Origin of the sequence: Brachyspira hyodysenteriae ATCC 27164 (assembly GCF_001676785.2) — a bacterium.
GTDB classification, from domain to species: Bacteria; Spirochaetota; Brachyspiria; order Brachyspirales; family Brachyspiraceae; genus Brachyspira; species Brachyspira hyodysenteriae.
Map to the genome: position 1 here is coordinate 2,391,974 of NZ_CP015910.2, position 16,047 is coordinate 2,408,020.

A 16,047-nucleotide genomic window follows, 5' to 3' on the forward strand; every position below is an offset into this window, starting at 1 on the left:
TAAAAATAATTTTGGAAGCATCACAAATATTTATAGGAGTATGTTAACTAACTTTTAGATAATTCCTTATTCTCAGTCTTAACTGACTTGTCATAAGAAAATATCAAAGAGCCATCATTAGCATCAACGTTAATAGTATCACCATCTTCAATATTACCGAATAATATTTCGGTACTCACATAATCCTCTATCTCTTTCTGTATAGCCCTTCTTAAACTTCTAGCACCATACTTCTTATCGAATCCTTTATCTATGATATAATTCTTAGCTTCTTCGCTTAAATTAATAACAATATTTCTTTCTTTAATAGCTTCATTAAGCTCTTTAAGCATTATATTAATAATATCTTTCAAATCCTCTTTACTTAAAGTATGGAATACTATGATATCATCAATTCTATTTAAAAACTCAGGATTAAAATTCTGTTTTAATTCTTCTAAAGCAAAATTTTTAATATCATTAGCATCTTTTTCGCTTCCAACAGCATTAAATCCTAAAGAACTTCCTTTTACAATATCTCTTGCACCTAAGTTACTTGTTATTATTATAATAGTATTTGAAAAATCAACTTTTCTTCCAAAATTATCAGTAAGCTGTCCTTCTTCAAGTACTTGTAAAAGTATATTAGTAACATCAGGATGAGCTTTTTCTATTTCATCAAAAAGTATAAGAGAATAAGGCTTTCTTCTCACCTTTTCAGTAAGTCCGCCTCCCTCTTCATAACCAACATATCCAGGAGGAGCTCCTATAAGTCTGCTTACCGCAAACTTTTCCATAAACTCACTCATATCTATTCTGATAAGAGCATCGCTGTCTCCAAACATAAACTCTGAAAGAACTTTAGCTAAAGCAGTTTTACCAACACCTGTAGGTCCCAGGAAAATAAAACTTCCAAGAGGTCTTTTTGATGTTTTAAGTCCTGCTCTGCTTCTTCTTATAGCCTTAGATATAGAAGATATAGCTTCTTTCTGTCCTACGACTTTCTGATGCAATTCTTCTTCCATACCTATAAGTCTTTTACTTTCTGAGTTTAATAATCTTTTTATAGGTATATTAGTTATTTCTGATATAACATGTCTTATATCATCTTCTTCAATAAATGTTTCTATCTTTTCTCTTTCTTCACGCCATTTTTCTTCTTTTTTAGAAAGCTCTTCCTGTAAAGAAGTAATTTCATCTCTTATTTTAGCAGCATCTTCGAAATTCTGACTCTCAACAACTCTTTTCTTTTGCTGATTAAGCTCTTCTATTTTCTTTTCTAAATCTTTAAACTCCTGAGGTCTTGTCATATTAAGAAGTCTTGCTCTTGAACCTGCCTCATCTATTAAGTCTATAGCTTTATCAGGCAAATGTCTTTCAAAAATATATCTCTTACTCAATACAGCAGCAGCATTTATTGCTTCATCAGTATATTTTACTTTATGATGTTCTTCATATTTACCTTTGATACCATTCAATATTTCAATAGTATCCTCTATACTAGGCTCTTCAACATTTATAGGCTGGAATCTTCTAACCAAAGCACCGTCTTTTTCTATATATTTTTTATATTCATTTATAGTAGTGGCACCTATACATTGAATCTCGCCTCTTGAAAGTGCCGGCTTTAACATATTAGCAGCATCTAAAGCACCTTCAGCACCGCCTGCCCCTATTAATGTATGAAGCTCATCTATGAATATAATAATATTACTAGCTTTTTTTATTTCTAAAACTATGTTTTTTATTCTCTCTTCAAATTCACCTCTGTATTTTGTACCAGCAACAACTGAAGACAAATCTAAAGTTAATACACGTTTTTTTAGAAGTATATCAGGTACATCAGCAGCTACTATCTTTTCAGCAAGTCCCTCTACTATAGCTGTTTTACCTACACCAGGCTCACCAAGAAGTATAGGATTATTTTTCTTTCTTCTTGATAAAATCTGAACAACTCTCATTACTTCATTTTCTCTGCCTATAACTCTGTCTAAAGCCTTGTCTCTAGCCATTTTAGTTAAATCTCTGGCAAATTGATCTAAAGTAGGTGTTTTTACCTTTTTTACATTATCTTCCTGACTTGTCTGTTCCATAGAAGAAATATTACTTCCAGCAACACCAAGCATTTTTAATATTTCTTGTCTTAATATAGTAAGCTCAAGCCCCATACTTGTAAGTACATTATAAGCTGTACCACTTTCTTCTCTTAGAAGTCCAAGAAGTAAATGTTCAGTACCTATATAGTTATGACTTAAAGCCCTAGCCTCTTCAGCAGATCTGCTTATAAGTTTCTGTACTCTTGGAGCTGTAGGTAAAGTTCCAAATACTTTTGTAGTTGAAGATTTTACCATAGCTGATTCTAATTCTAATTTAAGTCTGTCCAAATCAATTTTCAATCTCATCAAAACACGTGTTGCCAAAGCCTCTGATTCATGAAGAAGCCCCAAAAGTATATGTTCAGGTGTAACCATATCATGATTTAATCTTTTTGCTTCTTCCTGAGCATATAATTCTATTACCTTTTTTGCTTTGCTTGTTAAATGAAATTGAAACATATTATAATCCTGTATTATATTTTACGTATATAAAATATTTTAATAATCATTATCGGATATAATAGAAATACTATTATAAATAAAACAAAATTATACATTAACATAAAGGAATGCTAATGTATAATTTAGAATTTCTATTATAGGTTTTAAATTTTAAATAAAACTACTATTAGCTACATTAACAACATTTATGTTAGTCTTACTAGATGATGCAGTATTAGTCTTATGAGAATTGTCCTTATTAGGGTTTCCATAAAACAAAGATAAAGCTAATACCAAAAGTATTGCTGTAGATAGAGCTATAGAAAGCCTAGCAGAACTCATAAAAGCATACAATGGACTTATTTCATTTTTTTTCATACTTTCCATCTTAGCTCTTTGCAACATGTACTGCCATTCTCTATCAGGCAAACTTGGCAAATCAAAATGATGTCGCTTCTTTTCGATTTTGCTTTTAAATTGCATCATGTCATGTAGTTTCATAAAAGAGTCCTTTCTTTTTCTAGGAGCGATTTCATCTTTTTAAGAGCATAAGAATAATTACTCTTAGCTGAATCGCTTGATATATTTAAAATATCTGATATTTCTTTATATGAGTAATTCTCATAATATCTCAATATAAAGACATCTCTCTGTTTTCCCTTTAATTTAGTAGAAGCATTGTAAATTTTTTCTTGAAGATATATTCTTTCATATTCTTTTTCTGTATTATACCTTTTATCATCAACTATTTCTAATTTTTCTAAATAAGGAGATTCTCTCCTATAAGCTTTAGAATACATATTTATAGCTGTATTGCTTATTATACGGTATAACCAACCTTTGAAATAATTACGTTCTTCATATCTGTCTATTGCTTTATACACACGTATCAATACATCTTGTGTTAAATCCATAGCATCTTCATAGTTATGCATAAAACGATATGATAAATTAAATATATAATTTTTATATCTTGTTAATAATATATCTAATGCTTCGCTATCGCCTTTTTTATGTGCTTCTATTAATTCGTAATCCTTTAATAATTCTTTTTCTTTAGTTACTATCATCTCTACAAACTCCAATATTACCTGTTCTTAAATAATTATATATACATTATTTATAACAAATAAACAAAAATAAAGTAAAATCAAGCCATGAAAGATTCTTTAGAAAAATTCTTGCTGGAATTATCTAATTTTTTATCTTCATTTCCTGAAGTTACAAACTCCTTCTCGCTGAATGCATTCTCTATATCATATTTAGTAAGAGTCAAAGTATTGCCTTTTACTCCGTCTAAATTGAAAAGTATATTAACCATTGCTGTTTCAACTATACTTTTTAAAGATCTTGCACCCATATTCATGCTGGAAGCCTTATCAACTATAAAGTTAATCGCTTCCGCAGTTACTACCAACTTCTTACCTATACTTTTGAAAAATTCAGTATATTTTATAATAGGAGATTCTGAAGTTTTTGTCAAGATATCTTTCAAATTTTCTTTAGTAAGATCATTCAATGTTACTATTATCGGTATTCTGCCTATAAACTCAGGTATCATACCATATTTTTCTATATCTTTAACATCAACCTGACTTAATATCCTATTTTTCTGCAGTTTATTTATAACAGCATTAGAGCCGAATCCTAAACTGCTTTCTCCTTTCAAACGCATCTTGATTATATCATCAAGACCTACAAAAGCACCTCCAAATATAAATAATATGTTTTTAGTATTCATAAGTATTCCATCACTTGAATGCATCATTCTTCTATCGCCGAATTCAGGAACTCTTATATCTTCTCCATTCATCATAGAAAGAAGTGCTTCCTGTACAGCTTTATCTGAAGGATTACCTGTAGTGGATTGATGAGCATCTGCCTTTGCTATCTTATCTACTTCGTCTAAAAATACTATACCATGCTGAGCTTTTTCCAAATCCCCATTAGCTTTTCTATAAAGATTATAAAGAACTACCTCTACATCATCTCCTACATATCCGGTTTCTGTAAGAGTGGTAACATCTGCTCTAGCAAAAGGAAGTCCTAATATATCTGCTAATGTTTTTACTAAATAAGTTTTTCCAACACCTGTAGGCCCTATCATAAGAATATTAGATCTGAATGGTATATCTTTATTACCATTTATTCTCAAACAATGCAAATAAGCATGTACTGCTAATGCTTTTTTTGCTTCGTCCTGACCTATAACAGTTTTATCCAGCTGAGCAACTATTTCCTTAGGGGTTAAAATATCTGATGCTGAAGATTTACGTTTACCGCATAGTTTATTTTCTAATGAAATTTTCTTTATAGCTTCTCCGCTGCTTATGATATTTTCTATAACATTGTAATTATCTTTTTCTAAGAATGCGAATATTACTTTAGAATTTATAAATGTTATCAATGTATTTGTTATTTCAAGTATTCCGCTGCTTGGATAAGGCTCATGCGATAAATTGAATATACCGCTTGATATCAATTTACTGCTATTATCAAAATAATGATATTTGTTTATATATATATCATTATTTAATGTAATAAGCTCCAATATTCTTCTAACAGATATGGCAGACATAGAATCTCCGTAAATAGTATAAACCAATACAGAGTATAAAATAAATCTTTCATCTAAATCCAAATTTTTATCTGAGATAAATCTTTCTATATTAAAATTATACTTTTTAAAAGAAGATATCTTTCTTACATCTGTTTTAAGAGAATTTATAAGTATTTCAACTTCATTGCTATTATTGGCTATCTTTTCATTATTGGATATCATCTCATCGTCATAACCTAAAGCCCTATCAATATTGCTTGATAGTCTTCTGGTCATATCATTTCTATCAGATATTAAATTCAATGTATAAACTATTTTTGTAACTATTTCAAAATATGCTCTAAAAGCATCTTCTCTATTAGCATAATTACCAGAGGATTTTTTTTCTTCTTTTTCAATACTGTTAGGTTCATTTTCCTGCTTTTTTTTCTTCATAACAAAGATCTCCTAATTAAATAACATTGCCTATTAAATCATATTCTGTATTATGAGTAACAGCAACCTGCACTATATCGCCAATATTTATATTATTATTAGTATTTTCATTATAAACTTCAACATATCCATCAACTTCCGGAGCATCATATATGCTTCTGCCTATAAACTTATTATCATCTTCTTTTTTCTCTATCAATACATCTATAGTTCTTCCTATAAACCTTTCTAATCTTTTTTCGGATACTTCTATAGCAGCCCTCATAAGTTTTTCTCTAAGCATCAATTTTCTATTTCTGCTCATTTTAGGTTTATTGATAAGTAAAGCCTTAGTATTCTCCTCTTCAGAATATGTAAATACTCCTACCCTATCAAGTTTAGCATTTCTTACAAACTTTATTAACTTTTTAAATGACTCAGCAGTTTCTCCTGGAAATCCTACTATCAAAGAAGTTCTTATAACAGCATCATTATTATAGCTTCTTATTTTGTCTATCATTTCTCTATAGAATTTATAGCTTCTTGTGCCTCTGTTCATATCTTTTAATATATCTTTATCAACATGCTGCAAAGGTATATCAAAATAAGGAACAACTTTTTCTGTATTAAAGAATGATTCTATTATCTCATCATTCAAAACAACAGGATTCTGATATAATACTCTTATCCATTCAATGCCTTCAACTTTTGAAAGAGCTTTAAGCAAATCTGGTAAGGCTAGTTTTTTATATATATCATATCCATAGAAAGTTGTTTCCTGAGCTATCAAATTGATTTCTTTAGCTCCATTTTTAGCATAATTTTCAGCCTCTTTTACAATATCCTCAATCTTTCTGCTTCTATGCTCGCCTCTTATTCCTGGTATAGCACAAAAACTGCAGTTTGCATGACATCCGTCGCTTATTCTTATATAAACGCTATACTTAGTACCTGTATTTACCCTATCGCCATACTCTTTATATTCAGTATTTTCTTTTGCATCATGAAACCCGTCTTCTTCTACAGCTTTTAATATATTCTCTAAATCATATATACCTATAGCAGAATCAACTTCCTTGAACATCTCAAGGAAATTTTCTTTATATCTTTCACTCATACAGCCTGATACTATTAATCTCTTACATTTTCCATATTTTTTATACATAGAATGATCAAATATAGCATCAATAGATTCTTTCTTTGAATCCTCTATAAAAGCACAAGTATTTATAACTATTATATCTGCATCTTCTGGGTTATTTGTAATATTAAAGCCTTTTTTCTGTAATATGGCTAATATATGCTCTCCATCAACTGTATTCTTCTCACATCCTAAACTATGTAAATATATATTTTGCAAATTAAATTTCCTTTTTAATATTAAATTATGATACTATACTGCAAAAATACCCAAATAATAAATAATTACTTAGTATCTGACATAATAAGATTATATCTAGTAGAATCATTCAAATTCTTAACCCATTTTATAGTCTTATTAACTGTCTCTCCTGCAGCACCTACATTAATAATCTTGCCATTAACTTTAACTACAACCTCTCCAGCATTACCTATAGTAAGCATAACAACATCATTGGCTTCTAAATATAATGTTTTACCGCTTAAAAGGTTAGTAGTTGCCGGTCTGTTAGAATCTATAAAATATCTTATATATACAAAATGCTTAGCAGTTATTTCTATTCTTATATCTACTTTTTCAGTATCCTGTTCTATATAAGTTTCTCCATTTATCACAACTAAATTAGTAGATACAGTGTCATTATAATTAGTAGTATTTAAAGCAGCTGTTGTTTCAATATCATTAGTATAAGCTGTATTAATCATCTGATCTTCTTCAAGTTTTTCCATTTCAACAGTAGCTGAATTATCATAAACTTCTATAACACTTATTTTGAAATCATTTATTCCATTTCCATTCAAGTCCAATATTATAGGGCTGCTTTTAGAGAAAGATAAATCCTGTCCATTAATATTGATATGAAGCACATTACCAATACTGTTAAATTTTATAGTAGCGGATATTCCAAGAGGCTTGAAGTATATAATATCTCCTGATTTTACGCTCTGCTTAGCTTTACTATCAACTATATTTTTTGATATTTCAACTTCATTTCTGTTTTGTCTTTTATTATTTGAAGGAAATATAAATCCTGTTATATTCTTCCAATTAAACACTATAACCGCTATAACAACTATAACTGCAAGTATAATAATAACTGTAGGCATTACAGATCTATTTTTATTTCTTAATTTATATAAATCTCTTCTAGCCATAAAAAGCAAATCAGCTTCAGCACGATTATTGGTATTGGTATTTTTATTTTTTTTATTTGTTTCTTTTATAGTCTTTTCTTCATGCTTTTCTGTATTTATAGCATCTTTAAGAGATTCTTTTGTATTAACTTCTTTTACTGCCTCTTTAACAGGTTCTTGTTCTTTATTATCTTTAGTTTCTTTAACTTCTTTTACAGGCTCTTTATTTTTCTTAATATTTTTAATTGCTTTACCGCTTTTTAATAAATCCTGATCAGATTTAATGCCGTTTTTCTGCAAATTATATCTCTCAAGAACCATATCAGCATCTAATGATAATTTATCGCTTAAATTCTTTATAAAACCCTTAACATATATTTCGCCAGGAAGAACATCAAATTCTTCATTTTCCAAAGCCTTAATAAATTTAGCAACTATATGAGTAGTAGCCTCAAGTTCTTCTATAGTAAGCCCTTTCTTTTCTCTAGCATTTTTTAATATTTGACCTATAGTTTCCATATAAATCCTTAAAATTAATTGTTAGGTACCAAACCATCTTTAAGCACCTGCATATTTTCTGATATTTCAGGTTCAAAATCTTTATTATTATCTTCATAATTAGGATTATATCTAATAGAAGTAAATAAATACTCTACCGGAACATTTGTTGTTGTTATTCCTAATATTCTTATAATCATACCTGTATTATCAACCCATAAATGTATCTTTGTAAAACCGGTTCTGTCTACACTAGCCTGCTTTGAAGTTAAAAGCATATGATAAGCCTTCCTATTATCATTTGCCGCATAAGAACTATTATACTTAGCTATACCTAGTTCAGAATCATTAAAGCTATTTAAAGATACCATTTCTCTTTCATTATAAAAATCTATATTAAATTTAGTTGTAAGTCTCATAATTCCTTCAGGAGTGTATATAGCGCCTGAATCACCATAATTTAATTTCTGCTCTGCTACTACATTATTTCTAGGAAATATTATCCATAAAGTTTCACCATTGCAGTATATAGACTGTCCGTTTCCTCCGCTTGAATACTGCATTCTAAATAGATTAGGATTTTTTGTTATAACATTGCCATAAGAAACTTTTTCTCCATTTCTTTCCACAAAATTAGCTGAAAATCCTTTAATAGTTGAAAATCTGTTGGATATCATACTTACAACTTTTTCTGGAGTCATTATCTGTGAATAGGCTTGAACACTTAATAATATAATAAATAATACAACTTTTTTCATAAATTAATTTGATTTCCTTAAAATATTAAACTTACTTTTTTACTAATATTATATGATATAATAAAAATCTATAAAAAACAAGTATTTTATTTTTTTATTTAAAACAAATAAATTCATACTCGTTTTTTATAAAAAAAGCTTATAAATTTCAATTTTTTTTATAAAATATATACTTTTTAATATTTATAGGAACTATATATTACTTCACATTAATGACTTATTTAAAATAAAAAGTATATTTTAAATACATAAAAAATAATTATAAATGATTACATTATATTAATTTATATGTGAATCATAAATGGAGATAATATGAAAATAAACAATACAAAATACAATATGAAAAAATCAAGAACCATATATAGCAATAGAAGTGCTGTAATACAAAATGATGAGGAAATAGTGCTTCTTCTTGGGAATGAAATGAGAAAAGAAAATACGGTGGACGTTGATGCTGCTGTATATTTATCTCTTCCAAGCTTTTTAAGGCTGTATGATACTTTGAAAGAAAAAGTTGATAAATTTAGAGAAGGAGGAAATCTAATATAAAATATTTTAATAAAGGAGTAAATTTATGGAAAAAAATATTATAAAAAACAGTATAAAAGAATACTATATAAATAATGATAAAAATATAATACTGATAATAGAAAAAGACATTAATAAAAGCATATACAATGAACTTTATAATATAGTAAATAGGCTTTTAGAAAATCATGCAAAAAATATTATTATACATTTTAGAAACAATACAAAATATATAATATCAAATGCGATATATTTAATGCTTGAAGTTCAAAAAGTATTGGAATTTAGAGGAGGAAATCTAATATTAACGGGTTTAAATGAATATTCAAAATGGTCATTAAAATCATTAGAAGCACATAAAAAGATAAAAATACATGATGATATACAAAATGCCATAAAAGAAGTAAAAGCATCATGATAATAACATCATAATAATAAAAAATAAGCAGGGATTTTTGATATCCTTGCTTATTATTGTATTATTAAAAAAATTAATTTTGATTTGTTAATATAGCATTTACAAAATCAGCATAACTTATATTCTGTAAATTATAAACATGTAAAAAACCATTAGTAGCCATTATACTTGAAGCTATAGAAGATCTGTTTCCGCTTCTGCAGTATACTATATATTCTTTATTTTTATCTAAAAGATCTATTTTACTTTTGAAATCAGTATTAAGAACATCTATATTTATAGAATTAGGAGCACTTCCTCCCATATATTCTTCTGCTGTTCTTACATCTAATAAAACTAAATTTGTTGATTTACTCATTAAATCCAATGCTTTTTTCAAATTAATATTATCATATGGTTTTTTAGAGCATGAAAATACAAATAATAATGACACTGAAATAATAAAATATAATAAAATTTTTTTCATTTTTACAGTTCCTTTAAAATTATGCAAATATTATGTTAATAACAATAATATTATATTTATGCTTTTTGTCAAACAATTTTAGTAATAAACTAATTATTTTTTATATTTTTGGCGATTATACTGTTTATATAATAAAGTATAAATTTGTTTGCGGATAATATAATGATAAAAAAAATCTATTGTTTATTAGTTTTAATTATGTTATTATTGTCTTGTGCTGATAAAAAAGAAACAGATAATAAAAATTCTATCAAAATTATAGAAGATGATGAATATATAAAAAATGTTATAAAGGATTCTTCTAAATAATTGGAAAAACACCATGTTTATCAATCAAAATATTAAAGCATACTTATGCACATTTTTCAGTATATTAATGTGGGGTATTACTTTTATTTCAACAAAAATATTATTAAGAGATTTTTCTCCTGTAGAAATACTTTTCAGCAGATTTTTATTAGGATTTGCTCTATTATTTATAATATATCCAAAAAATAATAAGATATATTCAAAGAAAGAAGAAATATTATTTGCCATTACAGGATTAAGCGGAATAACACTTTATTATCTATTTGAAAATATGGCATTAAATTATTCTCTCGCATCAAATGTTGGTATTTTAGTTGCTATAGGCCCATTATTTACAGGAATATTTGCTTCAATGTTTTTAAAAGAAAAACTAAAAACTAATTTTTTCGTAGGGTTTATATTTGCAATAATTGGAATAGCAGTAATAACTTTTAATGGAAAGTTTATATTAAAAATAAATCCTATAGGAGACATGTTTGCTCTGCTTGCTGCTGTTATGTGGGGAATATATTCTGTATTGGTAAAGAAAGCAGCAGACTTAGGACATAATTCTATTTTAATAACTAAAAAGACTTTTATGTATGGAATAATATTTATGCTTCCTGTAATGTTTTTTATGGGATTTGATATAAATATAAATGATTATTTAAAACCTGTAAATTTGATTAATTTTTTATTTTTATCATTTATAGCATGCACTTTATGTTTTATAACTTGGGCTTATGCAACAAAAATATTAGGTGCTGTAAAAACTAATACATACATATACCTAATACCTATAATAACTTTAATTACTTCAAAAATAGTATTAAATGAAAATATAACTTTATTTGCTATTATAGGAATAATTTTTATATTGTTAGGTGTTATAATATCTCAGACAAATATTTCATTTAAAAATATAAATCAAAGAAAGATAATAAATAATCAATAAGGATTTATTTCTTTTTGCTGGATTTTTTTTCTTTAGTATCTTTATATTCATTTTTGAAATAATCGCAGTACTGAGAAACTGTACATTTTGAGCATAATGGAGAAATAGGCTTGCATAAATTCTGCCCGTAAACAACCAAAGTATCATTATAAACTCTCCAATATTCTTTAGGTAATTTATCTCTCAATGCAAACTCTGTTTCTTCAGGAGTTTTTGTATTAACATACCCAAATCTATTTGATATTCTATGAACATGAGTATCTACGCATATACCATCTTTATCAAAAGCTTCAGTTACTACTAAATTGGCAACCTTTCTTCCAACACCTTTGAGTTTCAAAAGTTCATCTATTTCATCAGGAACTTGTCCTTTAAAATCATCTATTATCATTTGAGATACTTCTAATATGTTTTTAGCTTTCACTTTATAAAAACCTACAGGATATATTAACTTTGCAATTTCTTCTTCTGAAAGTTTAAGCATATCTTTAGGATTACCTGCTTTCTCAAATAATCTCATAGAAGCATCTCTTGTTGTAGGATCTTTTGTTCTAAGTGAAAGCATTGTAGATATTAAAATTTTATAAGCATCTCTATTTGTTAATAATTTTATTTCAGTTACAACAGGCATAGGCATTTCTTTAGTAACTTTTGTAAGCTCTTTCATTATTGGGTGAATATCATTATCATTCATAAAATATATCCTCAATCTAACATAACAATAATAAATTATTTATTAAACAAATACCAAAATTTAGAATCTTTTCTTATGAAAGGTTTAAGCTCTAAATAAGTAAAATCAATTTCTATAATACCTTGAGCATAATCGGCTATTTTATATAATGGCCATATAAATTTCACCCCTGAAGGAGTAATATCATAAATATCGCTAAGTCTAATAGAATAAAAATCAAAAAAGTCTTTTTCTGTAAAATTTCTAAGTAATTTAGCTCTCATCAAATTAATCAATTCTCTATCATTTTCATTTTCTACAAGCTCAGATAAATTTGTACCTATCTTCTCCCCTGTTGAAATCAAATATATAGAAGGGACAATATTATATATTCCATGCATTCCGCCGGTATAAGAATAATTATATATAGAAAATGATATAATATTTTGATCTAAATATGAAACATCTATTTCTTTTATAACATGAAAATCATCTTTGTTGTATGATGATCTTTTCCATACATTATACTCATCAATAATTGAATTGTTAAGAATATATGCTATTCTGTTTGTGTTTAAAGATTTTATTCCATCAACATCTAAAGAAATTCTATCTAAATTATTAAGACTTTTTTCATTTTTTAATATAACAGCATCTTTACTAGATATAAATTTTCTATTGTCATCAAAATCTATTTCCAATGTTGAATTTATAATATTCAAATTATCTATAGGATATGACTCATTTTTAGAAAAATAAAAGTCATATTTATTATTACCATCATAAGATGACCATTCTCCAGAAAAATATAAATCATTAGAAACTATTCCATTGAAATATCCTGTTATACGATTATTAACTTTTTCCTCAATATATATCTTATTTTGTTTAATATATCCGTCTATATCTATAAACTGATTTATATTTTTATAATAATATCTTCCAGCAATATTAGTTCCTTCTAAATATAAATACATAGTTATTTCAGAATTTCCTATATTTCCATTACATATATAAAAATTTACAAAAGAAATTTGAGGCTGCTGAGAAAATAAAATATTTGAACAAAAAACAAATAAAAATATATAAATAAATTTCAATATCTTCAAATTATTATGCTCTTTTAAATTTATTTAATAATAAACCTTTATATTATATATTTTTCAAAAAATAAAACAAGGGCAACACTAATAAGCATTGCCCTTAAAAAATAATACAATAATTATATTCTTAAATTAATTTACTTAGCTACATAATTAACTATTCTAGCAAATTTATCAGCAACCAAAGATGCACCGCCAACTAATGCTCCATCTATATTAGGCATATTAAGTAAATCATCAGCATTTTTCTCATTAACGCTTCCGCCGTAAAGTATAATCATACCTTCAGCTACACTATCATTATAAAGAGATTTCAAAGTTTCTCTAATAGTTTTATGTACATCATCTGCATCCTGAGGAGTAGCAGTTTTACCTGTACCAATAGCCCAAACAGGTTCATAAGCTATAACAACTTTTTTAGCCTCAGCTTCGCTTAAACCTTTAAATGCTTCTTTAGTTTGAGTACTTACTATATCAGAAGTAATACCTTTTTCTCTCTCTTCTAAATGTTCTCCTACACATAAAACAGGAATAAGATTTTTATCTAAAGCTCTTTTTACCTTTTTATTTATAAGTTCATCTTTCTCACCAAATATATCGCGGCATTCAGAGTGTCCTATAATAACATACTCACATCCTACAGCTAAAAGCATGTCGGCAGAAATTTGACCAGTGAAAGCACCTTTTTCCTCAAAATATAAATTCTGAGCACCTAATTTAATATTAGTTCCTTTAATTGCATTATTAACATCACTTAAACAAGTAAATGTAGGTGCAATCATAATATCTCTGTCTTTAACATCTTTAACTAAGCCCTTCAAACTATTAACTAATTCTAAAGCTTCTTTATTGGAATTATTCATTTTCCAATTACCAGCAATAAGTTTTTTTCTAGCCATTTTATTTCTCCTAAATTATATAATTAATTATCTTTTAATAATTTGCTTACATCTTTAAAACAAGGAACTTTACAATTTTCTATATGACCAAATATTATCATCTCTGTGCTTACTATATTAGCACCAAGTTTTCTCATTTGTTCCAAACCTATTTCCTTATTTTCTTTTGTTCTTGAAGTACAAGCATCAGCAACTACATATACATTATAACCATTTTCAAGTAAATGCACAACACTATAATATACGCATACATGTGTTTCTATACCAAAAACTACAATATTTTTTTTATTGATTTTATTAAATTCTTCTACAAAATCTTCAGTTCCAAATATGCTGAAATATTCTTTAGCAAATAATTTGTAATTTTTAGGAAATATAATTTTTTCGTCAGTGCCTCCAAGACCTTTAGGATACTGTTCTGTAACCAAAACAGGTATATTATGCATATCAGCAGTTCTAAAGAGCATATTAGTATTTTTGATAACAGTATCTACATCATAAACAGCATTTATTAATTTAGCCTGCTCATCTATACATATATATAAAGTATCATCTTTATTGATCAAAGGTTGTTTCATTAATCTCATAAATAACTCCTTAAATATAATTTTTAATATAAACAAATTATATTGTAAAATAAAAAAAATACAATAAAAAAAGGGGAAACTATTAAAGTTTCCCCTTAATCTATTAATTAGCCTTTTATTTCCAAACTAATTTAATTATTGAGCTTGTTCTTGAGCAGCGCCTGTGTCAGCAGCACCTGTATTAGCAGCAGCACCTTGATCAGCAGCAGTACCGTCGCCTATACGTCTTTGTTCAAGATCTCTTAACTCAGCTTGTTCACGTATTCTAGCAGATTCGATAGCTTGTTTTCTATCGTTTTCTGTTTTTAATAACTGCCAAGTAGCTTCATCGTCGATATCTTCTTCAAAATCAACAACTACTACGTCATACTCAAGTGTTACATCTTTAACGTAAGTGATGAAATCTCCGCCTTTAGTATCTTTAGTTCTATAGAAACCTAAAGAATCTAATTTAACAGAAGGGATCATTCTAGGATAAAGAGGTTCTCTTACTAATACTCTGTCGCGAACATTAGGTAAGTATTCTCTGTTTTCCCATCTTACTTGTCTCCAACCGTTGAAGTAAACAGTACCCATTGGATAAGATTTTAATTCACCAAATTCATTTTGTAAGTTTACGAAATAACTAATTAAATAGTTACGTCCATAAACCCAAGAACTAATAGATTTGATTTCGCCAACGTTATGTATAACACCTTTACCTTCTGTATATTTAGTACCATCAGCACCGCCATACATTTCAAGTTCATATACTGGTTTTACTAAAGCATAACTGTTCCAAGCTGCTAATGGGAAATGTACTCTTACACCAAGAACTTTACCTGCTTCCCAAGCACCGTTGTTACCTTTACTGTCTACGTTAGTAACATAAGAATTTCTGCGATTCTCTGTTAATCTAGCAGATTCATTCAACCATACTACCCAGTTATCATTATAAAGATTTTCTGCAACTGGAACTACTTCATTTGTATCACCTTCTCCAGCTTGTAAGTTATCAGCATTACCTGTTAAAGCAAAATCAATCAAAGTTGAGTTTGTTAAACCGTAAGCAGATGCAGCGATAAAAATGGAAGTTAATACTACGAATAACTTTTTCATAATTTATTGCAC

The 16,047-nt window shown here is 27.5% G+C and carries 17 protein-coding genes; 4 read left to right on the forward strand and 13 right to left on the reverse strand.

Annotation, left to right across the window (positions count from 1 at the left end; translation table 11 throughout):
- Positions 1-47 precede the first annotated feature (47 nt).
- The 7 genes from BHYOB78_RS10470 to BHYOB78_RS10500 all read right to left on the reverse strand — a co-directional run bounded on the left by BHYOB78_RS10470 (position 48) and on the right by BHYOB78_RS10500 (position 9,020).
- The gene (locus BHYOB78_RS10470) at positions 48-2,534 is read right to left on the reverse strand and encodes an ATP-dependent Clp protease ATP-binding subunit (RefSeq protein WP_012670753.1); all 2,487 of its coding nucleotides are present in this window, start codon (positions 2,532-2,534) and stop codon (positions 48-50) included.
- 153 nt (positions 2,535-2,687) lie between these two features.
- Positions 2,688-3,017 (reverse strand): hypothetical protein, encoded by a 330-nt coding sequence (locus BHYOB78_RS10475; RefSeq protein WP_020064494.1) that lies wholly within the window; start codon positions 3,015-3,017, stop codon positions 2,688-2,690.
- Positions 3,014-3,586 (reverse strand): RNA polymerase sigma factor, encoded by a 573-nt coding sequence (locus BHYOB78_RS10480; protein ID WP_008722679.1) that lies wholly within the window; start codon positions 3,584-3,586, stop codon positions 3,014-3,016. Before BHYOB78_RS10480 ends, BHYOB78_RS10475 begins: the two co-directional genes overlap by 4 nt.
- 80 nt (positions 3,587-3,666) lie before the next feature.
- Complete coding sequence (clpX, locus tag BHYOB78_RS10485; protein ID WP_020064495.1) at positions 3,667-5,511, reverse strand: ATP-dependent Clp protease ATP-binding subunit ClpX; 1,845 nt, start codon at positions 5,509-5,511, stop codon at positions 3,667-3,669.
- A gap of 16 nt (positions 5,512-5,527) precedes the next feature.
- A complete protein-coding gene (rimO, locus tag BHYOB78_RS10490) occupies positions 5,528-6,850 on the reverse strand; it encodes a 30S ribosomal protein S12 methylthiotransferase RimO (protein ID WP_020064496.1) in 1,323 nt (440 codons plus the stop codon).
- 65 nt (positions 6,851-6,915) lie between these two features.
- Positions 6,916-8,283, reverse strand: a complete 1,368-nt coding sequence (locus tag BHYOB78_RS10495; protein WP_020064497.1) for a helix-turn-helix domain-containing protein — start codon at positions 8,281-8,283, stop codon at positions 6,916-6,918.
- Between the two features lie 14 nt (positions 8,284-8,297).
- Positions 8,298-9,020: a LolA family protein gene (locus BHYOB78_RS10500; RefSeq protein ID WP_012670759.1), complete on the reverse strand. Its 723-nt coding sequence runs from the start codon at positions 9,018-9,020 to the stop codon at positions 8,298-8,300.
- A gap of 312 nt (positions 9,021-9,332) precedes the next feature.
- On the opposite strand from BHYOB78_RS10500, the gene BHYOB78_RS10505 reads away from it, so the two are divergent.
- Together BHYOB78_RS10505 and BHYOB78_RS10510 are read left to right on the forward strand one after the other, a co-directional pair.
- Positions 9,333-9,569: a DUF3467 domain-containing protein gene (locus BHYOB78_RS10505; RefSeq protein ID WP_012670760.1), complete on the forward strand. Its 237-nt coding sequence runs from the start codon at positions 9,333-9,335 to the stop codon at positions 9,567-9,569.
- A 25-nt stretch (positions 9,570-9,594) separates the two neighbouring features.
- Entirely contained in the window at positions 9,595-9,966 is a 372-nt protein-coding gene (locus BHYOB78_RS10510; protein ID WP_020064498.1) for an STAS domain-containing protein, read from the forward strand.
- 73 nt (positions 9,967-10,039) lie between these two features.
- Here the strand turns inward: BHYOB78_RS10510 and BHYOB78_RS10515 are convergent, their stop codons facing one another.
- Positions 10,040-10,432 (reverse strand): rhodanese-like domain-containing protein, encoded by a 393-nt coding sequence (locus BHYOB78_RS10515; protein WP_020064499.1) that lies wholly within the window; start codon positions 10,430-10,432, stop codon positions 10,040-10,042.
- A gap of 162 nt (positions 10,433-10,594) precedes the next feature.
- On the opposite strand from BHYOB78_RS10515, the gene BHYOB78_RS13625 reads away from it, so the two are divergent.
- Positions 10,595-10,741, forward strand: a complete 147-nt coding sequence (locus tag BHYOB78_RS13625) for a hypothetical protein (RefSeq protein WP_020064500.1) — start codon at positions 10,595-10,597, stop codon at positions 10,739-10,741.
- A 13-nt stretch (positions 10,742-10,754) separates the two neighbouring features.
- Positions 10,755-11,675: a DMT family transporter gene (locus BHYOB78_RS10520; protein WP_020064501.1), complete on the forward strand. Its 921-nt coding sequence runs from the start codon at positions 10,755-10,757 to the stop codon at positions 11,673-11,675.
- 4 nt (positions 11,676-11,679) lie between these two features.
- Here the strand turns inward: BHYOB78_RS10520 and BHYOB78_RS10525 are convergent, their stop codons facing one another.
- From BHYOB78_RS10525 to BHYOB78_RS10545, 5 genes are all read right to left on the reverse strand, one after another.
- The gene (locus tag BHYOB78_RS10525) at positions 11,680-12,369 is read right to left on the reverse strand and encodes an endonuclease III domain-containing protein (RefSeq protein WP_020064502.1); all 690 of its coding nucleotides are present in this window, start codon (positions 12,367-12,369) and stop codon (positions 11,680-11,682) included.
- A gap of 35 nt (positions 12,370-12,404) precedes the next feature.
- Positions 12,405-13,457, reverse strand: coding sequence for a PdaC/SigV domain-containing protein (locus BHYOB78_RS10530; RefSeq protein ID WP_020064503.1), 1,053 nt, complete (start codon positions 13,455-13,457; stop codon positions 12,405-12,407).
- Between the two features lie 131 nt (positions 13,458-13,588).
- Complete coding sequence (tpiA, locus tag BHYOB78_RS10535; RefSeq protein ID WP_012670767.1) at positions 13,589-14,350, reverse strand: triose-phosphate isomerase; 762 nt, start codon at positions 14,348-14,350, stop codon at positions 13,589-13,591.
- A 23-nt stretch (positions 14,351-14,373) separates the two neighbouring features.
- Positions 14,374-14,937 carry an isochorismatase family protein gene (locus tag BHYOB78_RS10540; RefSeq protein WP_020064504.1) on the reverse strand — a complete coding sequence of 188 codons (564 nt, stop codon included), beginning with the start codon at positions 14,935-14,937 and terminating at the stop codon, positions 14,374-14,376.
- Between the two features lie 135 nt (positions 14,938-15,072).
- Entirely contained in the window at positions 15,073-16,035 is a 963-nt protein-coding gene (locus tag BHYOB78_RS10545; protein WP_012670769.1) for a flagellar filament outer layer protein FlaA, read from the reverse strand.
- Positions 16,036-16,047 lie beyond the last annotated feature (12 nt).